Source organism: Sneathiella chinensis, from assembly GCF_012720115.1.
In the GTDB taxonomy this organism is placed as follows: Bacteria; Pseudomonadota; Alphaproteobacteria; order Sneathiellales; family Sneathiellaceae; genus Sneathiella; species Sneathiella chinensis.
Genome location: NZ_VNWN01000007.1, coordinates 204887 through 221306 on the forward strand (window position 1 = coordinate 204887; position 16420 = coordinate 221306).

Below are 16420 nucleotides of genomic sequence, written 5' to 3' on the forward strand. Positions count from 1 at the left end.
TCGTATCACGCGATCACATGAATGCCGATCCAGGTCTTGTCCGACCCCGGCAGGTTGATATTCACCCCCGCATCCTGAAGGACGCCCAACTCGAAATAGTCACCGGGGATCACCGACAGGACCGGCGAAACAAAGCTCTGTGTGGTGGCGCTGTCTCCCTTGACGCTCTGGCTCACCTGCCCCGCATAGCTTCCCCCGCCGCCCTTCTGAAGGCGCAGCAAGCGCCAGCCTGTGCCATTGTAATCCCAGGTGACCTGCCCACTCAGGATCACTTTCGAGACCCCCGCCGGAATGGTGATCCGGCTTTCCATGCCTGCTGTTCCGTCAAAAAAATCATCTGTGTCATGGGCAACGCTGTCCCAATCGATCGCCGTATAGACATATATCGGGGTCCCCGGATTTGACGGATTATCCGGCAGAAGCGGAATGGTTGTCGCGGCGGAACGGGACAGCAGCGCCCCCTGATATCCGCCGCCACCCGCCCCAGCGGACAGGCTGTCCGTCAGCGGCACAATGGCGCTACCATCGCAATAGAGCAGCCGCGTCTCGCCCGTCAGTACCGGAACGGAAAGCCCCCCGGCGGTTCGGACACCAGCGGTCTGGCCACTGTCGTTACTGACCATGAACGGGCGGGCAATGCTCGGCACCACAAAATCAAATGCCAATGCGGGCGTTCCCGTGATCCGGTGATGCCAGTTCTGGCGAAACTGGTGCGCGGTGACCACAACGCCCGCATCGGTCGCCACATGGTCCGGTATCTGGTCGCACAAGGCGCTTTCCAGAATGGCATCCGCGTCATTGGATGTGACATAGGCCGCCGACTGGTTTTCAGCAATTAGTGGCAAATCAAGTGCCCCCATCTAAAACTCCCCCTTCACCGGATATCCCCGCCCGATGGCGTCCGACAGTTGAAAAACGGTCACCTCAAGCGTTGGAATTTCCTCAAGCGTTAAATTAAAATCCTCATTGAATTCAGCAAGTTGATACTCAAAGCTCAGGGTGTCCCTGACATATTTTGACACCATTTCCGCCCCATACCTGAAGACGATCTCATACCGCTCGCTCCCTTCTGACAGCGGCACCGGTGCGGACAGGCCGCTCCCGGCGATGCGGCTTCGGCGGACCCATGACACCTGCAGGGTTCCGCCGGAGCGCCCCCCCGACAGATGCACCGGCGCGTATGGTTTCAGGTCTCGCCCGGTCAGCGACTGGATCAGGGGCGGCGCCTGTTCCAGCAACTGCCCGGCTGCAACCGCCTTCCAATGCAGCGGCATCAACAACCGGGACAGGGGAACCTGACCCCGGCGGACGGTGTTGCTATCCAGCAGAAAGACCCGCTCCCCCGCCTGATGCCCACCGGCAAACGGGTCTGTCCCCCGCCGTCCCCGTAGCAGGGTGGACAGGGTGATCGTACCGTCCCCGTTGTCCTGAACCGACTTGAACTGAACCAGTTCCTGCCCGACCAGCACCGGGTTGGTCCCGTTCAGGAAATCCGCCTCGGGGATATTCTCGAACTGGTCGGCCCCATGCAGAAGACGAACGGTCAGACTGTTTTCCCAGTCCGTCCGGTACGGGGTTACTGGCTCTCCCAGCGCGTTCAGGGCAATGCCCCATGCCACCTGCCGATCAACGGCGTCCTGAAATGTGAACCGCTCCCCGGTTTCCGATGAATACAGCCCGCCCCCGTTCCAGCGCGCCCCGTATCCCGCAGCGGCGAAATAGTACCGGCTTCCTGTCCCGGCCAACGCATCCTCATCCCGCAGCAGGGGCAGATCCAGAATGAACGGCTCCAGCATCTGCGGGCGGTGAATGGCATAGGCGGGAACGCCCGCCCCGGCATCCGCATCCACCTGTTCCCGTCGCTCGGTTCGGGAAAAGGCGATGCCCTCCACCTCCATGGACAGGTCTCCCCCCAGATGGGTCTGCACCAGACGGCATTCCTGACGGGTACCCGCCCCCGTGATGGCAACCCGGTCCGACGGGTCCAGATACAGATACCGAAGCGGCAGCACGCCCCGTGCCTGTTCCCGTTCCGCCCATGCCTCCCGCAGCAGGTTTTGGCACAGGGCCTTGGCCTGCCCGCCGCCAAGGGCCATTGGCAGGTCCAGTGTGGTTTCGTTCCGGGCGAACATGGTCGCACGCGGTGTCTGGTGGCGGCGGGCGCTTTGCGCCCCGGCAAGGTAGCCCCCATCCGTCGCCATATAGGAAACGGTCAGGGATTCCGGCAATTCACTTTCCTGTATGCGGGTGCGCACCACCGGCTCCAGAAACGCCTCCTCGGGAATGGTCGCGGCAAGGCTGTCCGTTTCCGGCTTGAAACACAGCTTGTACCCGCATTCCACCAGATCATATCCGCCCGCACTCAGCACCGGTTTCAGGGCTTCCTGCAGGGACATGGGCCGGTTCAGGACATATCCCCCGATACTGCCTGTCACCTGCCCCGTATCCAGATCGGACAGGGACAGCCCGGCCATCGCGCCCAGACGCTCGAACAGGGACTTGAAACCTGCCTTGCTGCCCTGCTGGCGGTTCAGATAGAGACGCCGCAATCCCTGCACCCGGCTCAGGATGATCGCACTATTTGAAACCGCATCATGGAAGAACGAGAACTGGCCGCCCGTGACACCGAAATTTCCCGCATCCTCGCGGGACCGTTCCGCCAGCGTTTCCGCGTCCAGTGACACCAGATACCGCCCATCCTGCAGGTATACCAGCGACACATCATCGTTCACATGAACTGGCGACACCCGCAACCCTTGCAGGTCATCACGGAAGGCGGTGATGGTCCCGCTCAGCAGGGACCACTTGAACAATCGATAGTCATTCTGGAACACCAGCTCCGCCCGGTCCCGCAAATAGGCGACCAGACGGGTGACATTGTTTGTCTCGCCTGCGTTACCGGGGGTCAGGTCCGCGCCCGGCACGGTAAAATGCTCCGCCTCCATTGCCACTGCCGGGCCGCTTGGGGCCTGCCGGGTATCCAGACGGACGGCGACGATTTCAAGATCGGTGAACCACGCCGTCGAATACCGGCCTGACATGCTGATCCAGGCCACCTCGTCCCGGTCGGTCACAGCGCCTGAACAATACCGGGTTGCCGTATCCACACGGCCGCACACCGCCCCGGTCTGGTCAAACACCACCACCTGCCCGCCCGACTGCGATCCGGCAACCTGAAACAGCGCCCCGGTGACAGACGACCGGACATCTGTAGAATGACTGACCGCCCCGATACCGGACGGCAGCGGAACCGTATCCATCCGGCGCATGGCAACCGTGTCGAACCTTGCAATGGTGCGCGTTCCGAACATGCCAAGGCCCGTCCCGATCCAGATCACGCCGTTTCTGTCCAGCGGCAGGGTATCCATGCTGACCGGCAGCCTTGGGAATCCCTCCTCGCTGACAGGGGCTTCCCCCAAAACGGACAGGCTGTCCGCATCAATCTTGCGAACCGTGTCCACCCCGCCGATCACCTCGTAGCTGAACAGGGACCGACGATAGGGATCGAAAGCCAGACTGCTGGCATTGACCGTCTGGTTGGCCCCCGTCTCAAACGGATAGGACCGCGCCCCGCCCGCAGACAGAAGCGCCTCGATATTCGGCAGGCGATTTCCATAATCCGCCAACGGCAGCCGATCGAACACCACATAGCTCACCCCCCGGTAGGCAGGCACATTGCCAGCCCCAAGGTCTGCCTCCATGATACTGTCCGGCAGTTGCCCGTCCGTCCCCGAATAATACCGCACGCGAAGGCCGGGAATGCGGGTCTCGCCCGCGCCCTCCCGATCAAGGATCAGTTTACCGTCGGCCCACAGCTTCAAAAGGGAGGGCAATTCCCCTTCCGCAAAGGCAACGGCGAAGCTGGCAAAATATCGGTATCCGCCCGCAGCGTGCCCCCGTCCCGCGCCGCCTTTCCCGCCATCGCCTTGTCCGGCGGCCTCGGCCTCAACGGGTCCGGCCCAGATGATGTTTCCGCCCATCCGCATGGTTCCGAACAGCTTCGGGATCGGCATCCCGTAGGAAGACCCCGTCACCCGAAGGGTGTCCAGACGCGGGCCGCCCCGGTCATCCCCGGACGGAAAGAAGATGCGCCCAAGGGTTGATCCCAGTTGCCAGCCGGTGCCTGCGCCAATCCCCGTGATGCTGCCAAGACCAGCCCCGGCAAGGCTCAATGCCAATGTCGCCATCAGGCCAGCCCTCCCAACCGGAACAGGGCAAAGGGCGCGGCGAACCGGTCAACCGGTTCCTCCACCACCTTGCGGCGGGCCGCATGGGCATGAATAACCGTCCACTGCCCGTCCTGACAGGCCAGAACCCCCACATGAACGGGGGTTCCCTCATCCCGGAACAGGGCAATATCACCCGGTGCGGGGTCGTCAGTCCTGATCGGCACAAGGGTCGAAGTCAGGTGCCGCAGCAACGCACTGCCGTTCGGGCGGCGATCATAATCCACCGGTGCCGGAACGGGATGCCCCACACCGTCGGCCACCATCAGGCACAAGCCGACGCAATCCACCCCCTGCCGGCTTCGTCCCTGATGACGCCATTTCACGCCCGTCCAGGAACGGGCCTTTTCCACGATGGCAAGCCCGTCAATCATCCACCACCTCCAGCAGGGCGTCCGTCCCCGGTATATGGGGAAAACCCTGAAAATTAAGACTGTTTGAAAACCGGTTGCGACAGGTCTCGAACCGCTTGTCACATCCCGGTGTCAGAAGAACCTCGTCTCCCGGTGCCATCTCGAACGGCGCCCCGGTAAACAGGAAAATTTCACCGCTGGCCGGGTCCACGCCCTCAATTTCAACAGACCGGCCCGCATTCAGCCCACTTGTAAAGGTTACCAGCCCCCCGATCAGGCCGTTCCAATCCCCGGAGAAGATCTCAAGGCCAAGCCCCTGCCGGTCCCGGACCGACAGAACCCTGTCCGCAACCTCCAGCGCGGCGACATTGACCCCGCATTTCCCATCGCCAAGATCGGCCCGGCATTCCGGGGTGTACAGGGCCCCGACCTGCCGCCGCAGGGCATCCGACAGGCCGCGTAGCTCCGCCGCAAACCGGCCGTCCTCCCAACGAACCTCGCCGATCCAGCCTTTGCGAAGGGGGATGGTGCCCTGTTCGGGGGCCTGCCAGTTGACCAGAAACAGGCGGATTTCCGCATGATCAAAAAGCCCGGCCTCCAGCGCCTCGGCGGGCAATCCATCAAGGGACAGGCTGCCCGACACCTCCATGTCATCAGCGGCAACCCCGGCGGATGTCTTCATGGCGGACCGGCTGTATCCCTGCCCGGCCTGATAGACCGCGCCCGCCACCGTCATATCCCGGTCATGATCGGTAAAGCGCAAGGTCACACCATCGCGCCGGATCACCTCCCAACAGGTGGCAAGGGACGTCACTTCCCCTTCCATATGGGCTTTCAGGTCAAGGCTGATCTCCTTCATACCCGGATCTCCACCAACCGGACCCGCTGCCACTGATGAATGTCCGGGCCGGGAATGGCCGCTTCCATCAGGTCCGTATCAAAGCGAACCGGCACATCAAATTCGCAGCTAACAGCAATCTCGGCGCCCGGATCGGGGGCCGTCGTGAACTGAACCGTGCCTGTCTGGTGATCCACGGTCCAGTTGCCAAATTGCGCCGTCCCGTCCAGATAAACCGTGGCCGTATCCTGTACGATCTTATGCAGGCGGCGCTCATATCCCGGGGCCAGTCCCTCCGCATCCTGATAGCGTTTGACGATCCCGAATGATTCGGTCGTCCCATCGCCGGTTCCAAGGACGCCCTGCTCCAGCTGGAAATCCGCAAAATCCTTGAGCCGAAAACCATAGGCCCGGCCCCGCCGCGCATGAAAGAAGCTCAGAACCGCCTCCCATTCCTGACCCCGGCTCGGGCTGATATCCACGGAATATTCCCGCCGGGCCTCGGCCCAGTTGATATTGCGCTGTTCATGACCGGACCCCAGTATCTGGACCGTGGTGGAAAACCGGGGGCCGCCCACCGCCCCATAGGAAATGCGGGTCGGAAACCTGATCTCGTGAAAAGTCATGATTGTCATCCGTTTCTTCTGGTGGCGTGACGGGCGGCCTGAAAGGCCTCTGCCTGCAACTGCGCCTGTGATTTCCTGAACCCCGCTACATCGGGCGTCGCGATATTGAACGTAATGGCGATATTGGGCGGGGCCGCTGCCATCTCCCGCTGCTGTTGCTGGGCCGGGGTCTCAACGGTTACCCGCTCCCCCCGGCTAAGGCGCATCCCCACAAGGTTCCGGTCCCGCCCGGCGGGCCCGCCAACGGTGAACTGACCGCCGCTGTTAAAGCCCGGAAAGAACCGGGTCAGCATATCCCCCGCCAGTCCGAACAATCCGCCGCCACCCGCCCCGCTGCCGCCTTGCCCGGCAAAATAGCGTGTCCCCCGTTTTAAAAATTCCGTTTCAAGACGGCCCAGCACCTGTTCCAGGCTGCGGCCCTTGACCAGCAACTGGTCCAGCGCCCCCAGAAACACCCCATCCAGCGTCCGGCCCACATCCCGCCCCTTGCCTGCAAGGGTGTCCAGCGCCTTCAGGCCGGGCGACACATCCACGGCCCCAAAGGCAATTTTCAATCCGCTGGCCGCCGCATCCCCATAGGTGCTGAACGCCTTGCCAATCTGTTCCGCCGTCTCCCGAATACGGCCCAGCTCGGCCGCGGCACTCCCCAGCCCCTCGGCCTCAAACTCCACCGTGATATCCGCCAGATCCGTTTCCATGATGCCCCCCGCCCGATACGGCCACCGGGCCGCTGTTAATGTCCTCGTTTTCCTGAACCTGCCGCCACAGCCGGATCAGCCTTGAAAGAACCTGCACCTCTTGCGGTGCGGGCTGCAGTCCGGTCAGGGCAACCAGATCGGACCTGATATCCGACGGCCCCGGCACCCCCTCGGCAAACCCGCTGCTGAATTCCAGAATCAGGCCAAACCACGCCCACAGATACCGGACGCAGGCGGGAATGCCGGTCTCGCCCTCTGACGGACCTTCCCGCCCCAATTGGCGCAAGACCGCCCCTTGGGTAATGCCATGAAGATTGACCCGCTTTTCCGCCTGCATTCTGGCTTTTGCCGCCGTCAGCAGGCGACGGGTCATTCGGTAAAAAAACGGCTGCGATCCTCAACAAATCGCGCCACCTGTTCACGGACCCAGACATGCTCCGAATACAGCGCCTCTGCCGCCCGCACCGAAAAGGGCACCGCCTCGCCGCGCAGGATCACATTGTCCCAGCCCATTGTCAGGGCAGCCAACCGGCGGATCAGGTTTTTCTCAAGCTCTGCAGCGCTCAAATTTTCCGCTCCGCTGGCCAGTTGTGCGTCGATCTGTTGGCGCAGGATGGCCCGAAAGGTCTCAGAATCCTGTCCCTTCAGTCGGATTTGAACCGGCAACACCGCCTCCGTCACCGGATGGCGCAAGGCCAGAACGGCCCCCGCCTCGGCACGGGCGGTGAGGTCCAGACCCGCAAGATCAACGATCTCCAACTCGCTTTTCATCTCCCCCTCCTAGGCTGGTATTCTTGTGATCTGGATATTGCTGCCCAACACCCCGTCATGCAGGGCGATAAAGGGCAGGGTCAGGATTGCGCCCCGCCCGCCTTTCACCGGAATGTCCGCCCCGCTGTAAAGGATATTGGGGAGCAGGATTTCATACCCGCCACCTTCCCCGTTCAGGGTAAGGGCGAGGCGGCTGGGCACCTTGCCCAGGAACTTGTCGATCAGGGCGCGGTTCTCGAACCAGACCGTCATTTCGCCGCTGACACGGGACCGGCCATAAGTCATCGCCCCGGCAACATCACTGCCCAGAACATGCGCGGCCTCAAACCCGTTCTCGATCTTGAGGTCCAGCCCCGCCACCTCGGCCAGCGGGGCACCGCCCTCGCTCACGCTGCCACCAAAACCATCCATGGGCGCGGCGGAAAGGGTCGGCCCCGGCGATGGGTCCAGCGCCGCCGCCGCCGGCATCATGTCCCGCCCCATGATACCGAACCGGCCACTGACCAGACTGTCCGGTTGCACGGTCAGGGCCATCTGGTTCACGACGCATCCGGTAAACCGCTGATATTGTTGGATATCGGGAAAGCCCCGCTCGATCGTGAAGCTTTTCTCCTCGCTGCCGGTCTTCAGCACATTCCCCGACCAGCTTGCGCAAAACGCCCCTTCCAGAAGGCTGTCGAAGCTGCCGAAGGACAGTTCAAAATCAATGTCCCCCGCCACCGATTTCCGGCCATGATTGAAATGGCCGATCTGACGATCACTGCGGATTTCATCGCTTTCCACCGTCTCTTTTGACAGGGTCAGGTCACACCCCGTATGACGAAGCGGAGTGATCTCTGGGCTGGGCGGCGTCGTGCCTGCCACATCTTCCGCGACGATGCCCAACAGGTGCCGGGACTGGCTTGCAAATATCATGGTCTGCTGCTCCTCAGAAAAAACTGCGCCAGGCGATTGTCACCGGCAGCCGAACAAATTTCAGGCCGCCTGTATCCCGGCCAATCCGGTGTGTGCGAAGGGTGGTGTCCTGCCCCTCGAATGTCAGGATCAGTCCCGCCCCGAAATGGGCACTGATCTGATCGACCCGGCGAAGGGCCGCATCCAGATCGACGTCCTGCACATGAATGCGGTATCCGCCCTCGCGCTGTTCCGGCTGGCTTATGCCCAGAAACACGGCGCGGGACCGACCCGGTAGGAATTCCGTGATCACACAGGGCTGCCCCGGTGCCAGATGGGCGGGGCGGCCATGATGAACCACCGCATCAAGGGTGAGCCCTCGCAAATGCTGGTCCAGTGCGGCCTGAACTTTTCGGTATCCCATAAACGCCCCCCCTTCTATTGATAGCGAACATCAAACAAGACGCCCGCCCCAAGGTCCGCCCCCTCAACCGCCAGAAGGGTCCGGCGCACTCCGTCCACCACAAGGTCGTCATGAACACGCGGCACCACCGCCGAACTTTCCAGAAGCCCCCTTGTCGCCGCCGGATAAAGCTCCGGGCCGCTTTCGGTCCCGCGTGCGCCGCCCGTCCCGGTCATCAGCAACCGGGCCGGAAACTGGTCTTCCCCGCTGACCGGCGGCTCCCCCGGAAGGGTATCTGTCGGGGTCTTGCGGATAATCTGGACCGGCACGACCACATCACCCAGCCGGTCCAGAACCCCTTTGACCGACTGCCGGATTTCCTCTTTGTTCATCTCACCCTCGCCTTGTTGTTTCCTGTCAGCCGCGCCGCAATTCCCGCCGTGCCGGTCTGGCCCCGATCTGCTGTAACAGCCGGAAGACAAAGCTGGGTTGGCGGCCTGCACCTGAATAGACAATCTCGACCGGACCGATTTTCTGGCGGCTGACCTCGCGCCCGCCCATCAGGTCCGTGCCGCCCGTTACAAACCGGGCGGCCAGTTCCAGAACGGCCGTTCGCAAGGCATGAGGCAATTCCGCCAGCAGGCGGCCATCCGCATCCCGTGCCCCGGTCCGGGGCCATTTCAGGCCTTGCCGGTCCGATCGGGGCCGACCGGGATACTCGAAACTGTCCACATACAGGCTTGCCCGGATCAGGGCCTGTTCCCGGACCGGGTCCGCCGCCGCATTCCAGGAATGATGACCCAAGGCCGCAAAATGGCTGCTGGCATCCGCCAGCCCCACATAACTGTCGGCTCCCTCAATCCCGCTTCCCGTTTCCAAGATCACGCTTGCTCTCCCTGCTGCTGAAGATAGTTACCCGGTAAAAGGAAGGGGGACGTCGCCCCCTCCCCCTGTCGGATCAGGGTTTCCCGGCCAGACGTACCGCGAATTCTGGACGCACCAGCTTGACCCCCCACAGGATGTCAAACTCCCACACCACCTGTTTGTACTGACGGCTGACCTCCAACCGCAGGGACAGGCCGGTCACCGGGTCGGTCATCGACATGATCTGGTTGCCCAGCCCCATATCCTGCGTACTGTGCGCCAGCGGACGGTTGGCAAAGGCCAGCGCATCCCGGTTGAACACCAGATTGACCGTGTGGGACGGGACAAAACTGACATTCTCCGCCCCGGCCGGATCGGTCACAAGCGGCGGATCGATGGTCAGGGTGGACTGGTCCAGCGCCAGTTCAGTGGCGGCGCGAACCACATATTGCTGGTCGCTCCCCTCAATGGTCAGCACATCGCCAACCGCTGGCCGGGCGGCTAGCCCCGTCAGGACCAGCGTGTTGCCGCTGCTGCCCTCATCCACCACAACGGCGGCCCCGGCGGCCCCGGTCACATGGGTCATCACATGGTCATCGCTGAACCAGTTGATGCCGTATTTCCGGCCAATCTCGCCGTCAATCTTGACCTCACTGGTTCCCGCCTTGTCCGCATCCGCGAACGCCGACAGGTCCAGCGCACTGGCCTCCGCATCGAAATTCAGGACCCCGTAGCGGTTTTCCTTCGGCGCCCGCTGCTGAAGCAACAGTTTGCGGGCGTCGATGGCATCCCCGGACCCGCCGCTGAACGGCACCTGTGCCGGGTCCCCCACCAGCCCGTAAACCCCCGTATATTCTGCATGGATCGACTGGTTCACCGCATTGGCAAGGGCGCGAATGGCCGATCCGGCCTGCATGGGCAGGAAATTGTCGCGGCCTTCCACCTCCATCATTTCCTTGTCGGTCAGGTGAAACCCCGCCTTTTTCCAGTTCTTCAGTTCAATCTGAACCTTTCTGATGGCCACATCCTCGGGCACGGGCGGGGTGATATCCGGGGTGACGTCGGTGGCGCTCAGTTCGGCAGGCACCGGAACGTCGATGGTATCCCCCTTCTCGGCGGCGATGGCGCTGTAATCCCCGTTGACAAGGCGGGGCATGATGGCCTGTTCCCGCAGGGTCATCAAGCCGCGCGCAAGGATTTTCGGCATCACGGCCGATACGTTATTGGTCATGTTTTTTCTCTCCAGTGGGTAATGATAAAATCTTGACGAACAACAACTGCTAGAAGGACACGGTCACCTTTCCGGCGGCGATTTCCTCGATCCGGTTGTTAAGCTGGCTCTGGTCATGGCCGTTGACCCGGCCTGCCTGCAGGGCGCCCCCCGCCGGGTTCATGCCGCCGCCCCGTGTCTCGTCCTGCTCAAACGCACGGTTAAACAGGGGCGAGACCTTCATCTCCTCGACCAGGTCCTCCAGACTGAACGGGGCGCCGTTGTCGCAAACCCGCGGCTCCCCATCCGGCCCCAGAACCCGCAGAACCCGTTTTCCCCCCTCTTCGGCGATGGACACCACCTCGCGGATATGGGGCAGCAACAATTCCACACTGCCCCGCGCCGCCGACACGGCCCGCGCCGCCAGACCGTCAACCCGGTGCCTGTCCGTCTGCCGGGTCACATCGGCAAGTGTTGCGGTTCGCGCGGCCAATTCCTGCTCCATGGCGGACAGACGGGATCGCAGGCTTTCCTTCTCCTGCTCCAGATGGGCGATGGCTTCCTCTCTGCCGCCCGACAGGCGCCCGGCCAATTCCTCGTTCAGGGCAAAACCGTCATCCGCCTCGCGGTACAGGCTGCGAAACTCCTCTGGCGCCGTGTCCAAAGCCTTCATTTTTTCGGGAAATTCAAACATTCAGACCTCTTCCATAAAAAAAGGCCCCTTTCGGGACCCTGTGAAAAACCGTTTTTGACCTTGTAACCAACCGCTCGTACTGCCTCAGCCGGACAGCGATCCTGCATCATTGAAACTGCTGGCGGACTTGAAAATCCCGCGCACGGCCAGTTCCGCCTGCAGGGTTTCCGGGGTGATCTCCCCCATCTGGCGAAGCGACAGAAGATGCCCCACGTCCGTCCCCCCGGCACCGCCCTTCAAGGGGTCCGCCGAGACCGACAACCGGCCCACGGCCTCCAGTCCTGACCAGCTTCCAAACAGGGCCAGCATCAGGTTCAAGCTGTCCTCCAACTCCTGTGCCATGCCGATCAGCGGGGACAGCGCATCCCGCGCATCCAGTGCCCGTCCGGTCGCGGTTTCCCCGATGGCCCCGGCCTCGAACTGAAGCCCGAACATCTGCATGGCCTTTTCCAGATGGGCCAACTCCCGCGCCCCGGCCTCCAATGCCGCACCGGTGCTTTCCACATAATAATATTTCCCGTCCGTATCGGACGTGGTCAGAACCTTGTTCGGCCCCACCTCGATGGGGCCATCCAGTTCCGGGTCGTATCCGGCGGCGGCCAGTATGGGAAAGGACGCCACGTTCAGCGCGTTTCGCTGGTCAGAGCGGATCTGGTAATGCTCCAGATTAAGATAAGCCAGATCCTCCAGCGGGGGGGCGGCCTGCATGAAACCGGTCCGGTTGGTATACAGGGTGACCAGCGGAATGCGTCCAAGGCTGTTCTCCCCCTCTTCCCGGCACTGCCATCGCCCCTTTTCATCCTGCCGCCATACCGTCCAGTGATCGGGGGCCAGCACCCGGATTTGCGGGACAACCCGCTCCCGGTTTCCGTGATATTCCCGCCCGCCCTCACGAATGCGGACCTGCACCAGTTCGTGATTGCTGCCGTTCAGGTGCCAGCGGGCCGCGATCAGGTTTTCCGCGGGCACATGCACCGCATAGGGGCGACCGACCCCGCCGCCGCCAGTGGGAAAATCCACCAGAACATGGCTCAGTCCGCACACAAGGGCATCCTCGAACCAGGCCTTGGCAAAGACATTCAGTCCCCGCCCCATCAGATCGATATTGCGGAACTGGTTCTGGATCCCGTCCGGCATGTCACTGCTGGCCCGGATCGGTTCGGCAAAGACCCGGCCCACCAGCTTGCGGACAGTCTGCCCGAAATAGTTTCTAAGCACGGTGCGGTTCGCCCGCTCCCGATATACGGTTTCATTTTCCGCCGGATGACGGGGCAGGAACCGGGTTCCCATGGCCTGCATGACTGCGGTGCCGCCCAGAAGGCTTTTCGGCAAGGCCCACCGGCGCGCCATATCCTCAAAGGCCGGGGACGGGATTGAAGGATCATCTGTCATGTATACATATCCTTTTGCATGGTCTGTCGTGTCTCCTGCAAGGCGTTGAACGCCTCCACCACCGCATCAACCTGATCGTCATGGCGCCCCCCGGGGAAATTCTCCAACTCCCGAAGGAAGGCCTCGTTCCACAGCCCGTTTACCAGCACCACGTTGCCAGCCTCCACCTGCGCAGAAAAAGGCGCGGCCCGGGTCACCTTGTCCCCGCTGACCGGACGGGCCCGAACCCGGTATCCCGCCAGCAGGGCCACAAACCGTTTTGCCTGCGCCTTGCCGGCCTGCCCCGGGTCCTGCGGCAATGCGATCGCAACCCGCGCTCCATCCTGCGTGGCCAGCGCCTGTATGGTGCCTTCCACCCCGCCGGGACTGGCCCGCAGCCGTTCCACATGCTCGATCACATACCCGCCGCTTTCGGTCCGGCCAACGCGGGCCCCAACGGTCCAGTCGCCCTGCCCGCCTTCGCTGGCGGCAAGGTCCCATCCCCTTGCGGATCGCTGAATGTCTGCCGGGGGCCGATCCACAATCCGAAACCAGCCGCGCCGGAAATATTCCCCCGCTGCCGGGCGGATTTTCCAGTTTCCCAGCAGCAACCGTTCCCGCTCCACCCGGTCAAGGGCGGCCAGATTGGCCCGGTATCCCCGGTCCCGTTCCAGCAGGATTCTGTTATCCTCAATATTCGCGGCAATGAAAGTCACCGACTTCGGGACCGCGCCGGGAAATCGCTGGGTCAGTTCCGCCTCCCCATCGGCCCAGACCAGTGCATCCTCGTCCCGCACGAACCAGCGGACCACCCCGGAACGATCCTTGATCGGATATCCGGTTTGCGGGTCGATCCACCAGTCGATAAACCGGGCGACCCAGCTATCCGCATCCGGGTTACAGGTGGCCCGCACATAGGGGCGAACCCCGCAGGTGGAGCGGTTCCGGCTCAACATGTAGAAAAACTGGCTTTCCGTGAAATGGGTCAGTTCATCAAAGCCGATGCAGGTAATCTCTGTCCCCTGCCAGTCATATCGGTTCTTTTCATGTTCCATATATCCGAAACTGATGGCCGCCCCGGACGCAAAGCGCCACGACAGGTCCGTTTCCCGTGCCGCCGCGCCGGTCTTCCCATATAATTCCCGCGAGGCGTCCCACAACCCGCCTTCATTACGGATCTGTTTGCCTGTCCGGCGAAACAGAACCGACCGGAAGCCGCCAATTCCCACATGCCGAAGCGGCTCCAGCAGCAGCGCAAAGCTCTTGCCCCCGCCGGCCGCCCCGCCATAGATGGCAATGTCCGCCGCACTGGACAGAAAAGCCTCCTGCGGGCCGGGTTGCGGCCTAATCTCTGCCATTGCTCGGGACATAGACCCGTGTCCTGAAAATGGATGTCCGCTCGCCGCTCTCCCGGCCGGAACGCTGCGGCGCATATCGCTGCGGCGCGAACTGCTCCATCAACCATTTACGGGTATCGATCCTCAGTTTCGAACGGGCAACGGCTTCCCGGCCGTCCGGTGTCTCGGCGTCGTCGCTATCCGCAATGGTGACAATTTCCCCGGCGAAATAATCCGCAAGGAACAGGCGGACCCGTTCATCCTCTTTCTTGTTGAACACCGTCCCCGCAAGCGAAAGCAGCTCCTGAACCCGTGATTTCTTGCCAAGTTCCTTCAGCAGTGAAAAATCGGAATTGCTGCCGAAAATGCGGTTCTGGATTGCCGATCGCAAGGCCTCCAGCGCGTTTTTTCTGGACAATACCATTCTGCCCCCTTCCCAAAAGAGCAACCATAAGATGCACCCCAAAAGAACAGGCTTCGCGATCTGGCGTTGCCTGATCCAGACAACGCACAGACACAAGCGGGCTGCACGGCGACAAGACCGCACATCCAGAACCCACTTCAAACATCTGTTATTATGGAGAAATTCCCCGTCAAAGGGGAGATGAAACACACAGTAGCGGAAAATAAAAAAGCCTGAAGCAGCTTCCCGCTTCAGGCCCAATTCCTGATCATGAGAAATATCTTATCAAACTTGCCCCCGAACTGTCAACGCTATTTTTCTATTTTATGGTGTTTTTCTCAAATTGACATAAATCTCCAGGCAGGCTTTCAGGGTGTCCCGGGCATATCCTTTTCTTTTTCTGCGCGCCTTGTCCGTCTCGCGGCAACTTCGGCCAAACACGATGATATCCAGCGCCGCAGCCACGGACAGCCCCTCGGCCTGACAGGCGGTTGCCCACGCCAGAAACTGCCGGATCACATCCGCCTGCCAGTCGTCATTCGGGGCGCTGCCCCGTGGCATGGCCTCATACAGGGAGGTGCGAAACCCCAGCCCCGTCGTTCGAAACTGAAAGCCGTAGTAAATCAACTGGGCGGCCCGTGTCTCTTCCGCGTTCATCCCCTCCCAAAGGCGGCGATCCGTTTTCCGGGGCCTTGTCCGCAGGGCTTCCCTGTTATTCTCGGGGATATTGTCATTGGCGGGCGTCGGACATGCCCGCCCCGTATCGGCGACATAACAGCCGGTCAGACCGCATCTTACACACAGACTCTTATTATTCGGTTTGAATGTCATTCTCTCCCCTCTTTTATATTTTTCGGAACATGTCGAACAAGGCCGCAGCACGTGTTGGCGCTCCGGACAAAGATTGATTGAAACAAAACTAAAGCAACCTAATGTTGCGTTATTCAACCGGTCCGGTGTATATTAGATAAAATTTTCCGAACGACAGAAATACGAGACTCTGAAGCAGCCCCACACACAAAGCACGACTTCAAGTTGTTTTAATAATGATAATTTTCGTTCTACCTATACGATAAGTTCAGCATGGTAGTGCGTCAAACAAATTTACGTTATTCGTAAATATACTTCGTCACAAGGGAGAATAAATAATATATTATGAGACGCTCATGGATAGAACTGCGCTTGTCTGAAATCGGCAAGAAAAAAACTGAACTTGGCGCGGCACTAGGCCTTCCGCCCTCAAGAATCACCGATATCATCAAGGGACGCCGACGAATACAATCCCACGAAATCCCGGAACTTTCATTATTTTTGGATTTAAGCCAGAATTTCATACTTCAGAAAATTCGACTGGATCAGAACGAATCCCCCGGTATTCCTCCGGGCAGAACAGAATCCATTCCGGTCGTCGGGCAGATTTCCGATGACTTTGGCAGTTACCGGCTGTGGCAACAGGAAGACCAGTACGAAATTTCCCTGCCTCGCTCCGGCATCGCCCCGAACGAAGCCAAATTCGCCATCGAGGAAAGCGTCACATCCGATTTTCCGGGATACACCCTGTATATCTGCCTGCATCCCCTCAGCGGATGTCAGGAAACCGCTGTGTCCGGTCAGAAGGCCCGGCCGGATAAACAGAAAGAAAAAAGCTGGCTTGTCCAGGAACAGCAAGGCCTCGTGGCCCGTATCATCGGCAAGTATGAGGAATATTGCTAGGCACCGGACCAAAGCCGCC

Annotated in this window: 19 protein-coding genes; 1 reads left to right on the forward strand and 18 read right to left on the reverse strand. The window is 61.2% G+C overall.

The window, feature by feature from the left end; translation table 11 throughout:
- Positions 1-5: 5 nt before the first annotated feature.
- From FQB27_RS13440 to FQB27_RS13525, 18 genes are all read right to left on the reverse strand, one after another.
- The gene (locus FQB27_RS13440) at positions 6-860 is read right to left on the reverse strand and encodes a hypothetical protein (protein WP_169561571.1); all 855 of its coding nucleotides are present in this window, start codon (positions 858-860) and stop codon (positions 6-8) included.
- Complete coding sequence (locus tag FQB27_RS13445) at positions 861-4187, reverse strand: phage tail protein (RefSeq protein ID WP_169561572.1); 3327 nt, start codon at positions 4185-4187, stop codon at positions 861-863. It lies immediately after the preceding gene.
- Positions 4187-4600, reverse strand: a complete 414-nt coding sequence (locus FQB27_RS13450) for an NlpC/P60 family protein (RefSeq protein WP_169561573.1) — start codon at positions 4598-4600, stop codon at positions 4187-4189. The genes FQB27_RS13445 and FQB27_RS13450 overlap by 1 nt, the downstream gene beginning before the upstream one ends.
- A complete protein-coding gene (locus tag FQB27_RS13455) occupies positions 4593-5438 on the reverse strand; it encodes a DUF2163 domain-containing protein (RefSeq protein ID WP_169561574.1) in 846 nt (281 codons plus the stop codon). Before FQB27_RS13455 ends, FQB27_RS13450 begins: the two co-directional genes overlap by 8 nt.
- Positions 5435-6052: a DUF2460 domain-containing protein gene (locus tag FQB27_RS13460; protein ID WP_169561575.1), complete on the reverse strand. Its 618-nt coding sequence runs from the start codon at positions 6050-6052 to the stop codon at positions 5435-5437. Before FQB27_RS13460 ends, FQB27_RS13455 begins: the two co-directional genes overlap by 4 nt.
- Positions 6049-6741: a hypothetical protein gene (locus FQB27_RS13465; RefSeq protein ID WP_169561576.1), complete on the reverse strand. Its 693-nt coding sequence runs from the start codon at positions 6739-6741 to the stop codon at positions 6049-6051. The genes FQB27_RS13460 and FQB27_RS13465 overlap by 4 nt, the downstream gene beginning before the upstream one ends.
- Entirely contained in the window at positions 6704-7114 is a 411-nt protein-coding gene (locus FQB27_RS13470; protein WP_169561577.1) for a hypothetical protein, read from the reverse strand. Before FQB27_RS13470 ends, FQB27_RS13465 begins: the two co-directional genes overlap by 38 nt.
- Positions 7111-7512, reverse strand: a complete 402-nt coding sequence (locus FQB27_RS13475; protein WP_169561578.1) for a hypothetical protein — start codon at positions 7510-7512, stop codon at positions 7111-7113. The genes FQB27_RS13470 and FQB27_RS13475 overlap by 4 nt, the downstream gene beginning before the upstream one ends.
- Before the next feature lie 9 nt (positions 7513-7521).
- Complete coding sequence (locus tag FQB27_RS13480; RefSeq protein WP_169561579.1) at positions 7522-8427, reverse strand: phage tail tube protein; 906 nt, start codon at positions 8425-8427, stop codon at positions 7522-7524.
- Positions 8428-8440: 13 nt separating this feature from the next.
- Positions 8441-8830, reverse strand: a complete 390-nt coding sequence (locus FQB27_RS13485; protein WP_169561580.1) for a hypothetical protein — start codon at positions 8828-8830, stop codon at positions 8441-8443.
- A 14-nt stretch (positions 8831-8844) separates the two neighbouring features.
- On the reverse strand, positions 8845-9201 hold the full coding sequence (locus tag FQB27_RS13490) for a hypothetical protein (protein WP_169561581.1): 357 nt from the start codon (positions 9199-9201) through the stop codon (positions 8845-8847).
- Positions 9202-9226: 25 nt separating this feature from the next.
- Entirely contained in the window at positions 9227-9694 is a 468-nt protein-coding gene (locus FQB27_RS13495; protein WP_169561582.1) for a DnaT-like ssDNA-binding protein, read from the reverse strand.
- Positions 9695-9767: 73 nt separating this feature from the next.
- The gene (locus tag FQB27_RS13500; protein ID WP_169561583.1) at positions 9768-10904 is read right to left on the reverse strand and encodes a major capsid protein; all 1137 of its coding nucleotides are present in this window, start codon (positions 10902-10904) and stop codon (positions 9768-9770) included.
- Positions 10905-10953: 49 nt separating this feature from the next.
- Positions 10954-11577: a hypothetical protein gene (locus FQB27_RS13505; protein WP_169561584.1), complete on the reverse strand. Its 624-nt coding sequence runs from the start codon at positions 11575-11577 to the stop codon at positions 10954-10956.
- Between the two features lie 84 nt (positions 11578-11661).
- Positions 11662-12969 (reverse strand): DUF4055 domain-containing protein, encoded by a 1308-nt coding sequence (locus FQB27_RS13510; RefSeq protein ID WP_169561585.1) that lies wholly within the window; start codon positions 12967-12969, stop codon positions 11662-11664.
- Entirely contained in the window at positions 12966-14306 is a 1341-nt protein-coding gene (gene terL, locus FQB27_RS13515) for a phage terminase large subunit (RefSeq protein ID WP_206374667.1), read from the reverse strand. The genes FQB27_RS13510 and terL overlap by 4 nt, the downstream gene beginning before the upstream one ends.
- Positions 14293-14709, reverse strand: a complete 417-nt coding sequence (locus tag FQB27_RS13520; RefSeq protein WP_169561587.1) for a terminase small subunit-like protein — start codon at positions 14707-14709, stop codon at positions 14293-14295. The genes terL and FQB27_RS13520 overlap by 14 nt, the downstream gene beginning before the upstream one ends.
- A 303-nt stretch (positions 14710-15012) precedes the next feature.
- Positions 15013-15345: a hypothetical protein gene (locus tag FQB27_RS13525; protein WP_169561588.1), complete on the reverse strand. Its 333-nt coding sequence runs from the start codon at positions 15343-15345 to the stop codon at positions 15013-15015.
- A 654-nt stretch (positions 15346-15999) separates the two neighbouring features.
- Here FQB27_RS13525 and FQB27_RS13530 point away from each other — a divergent pair.
- A complete protein-coding gene (locus FQB27_RS13530; RefSeq protein WP_169561589.1) occupies positions 16000-16401 on the forward strand; it encodes a hypothetical protein in 402 nt (133 codons plus the stop codon).
- Positions 16402-16420 lie beyond the last annotated feature (19 nt).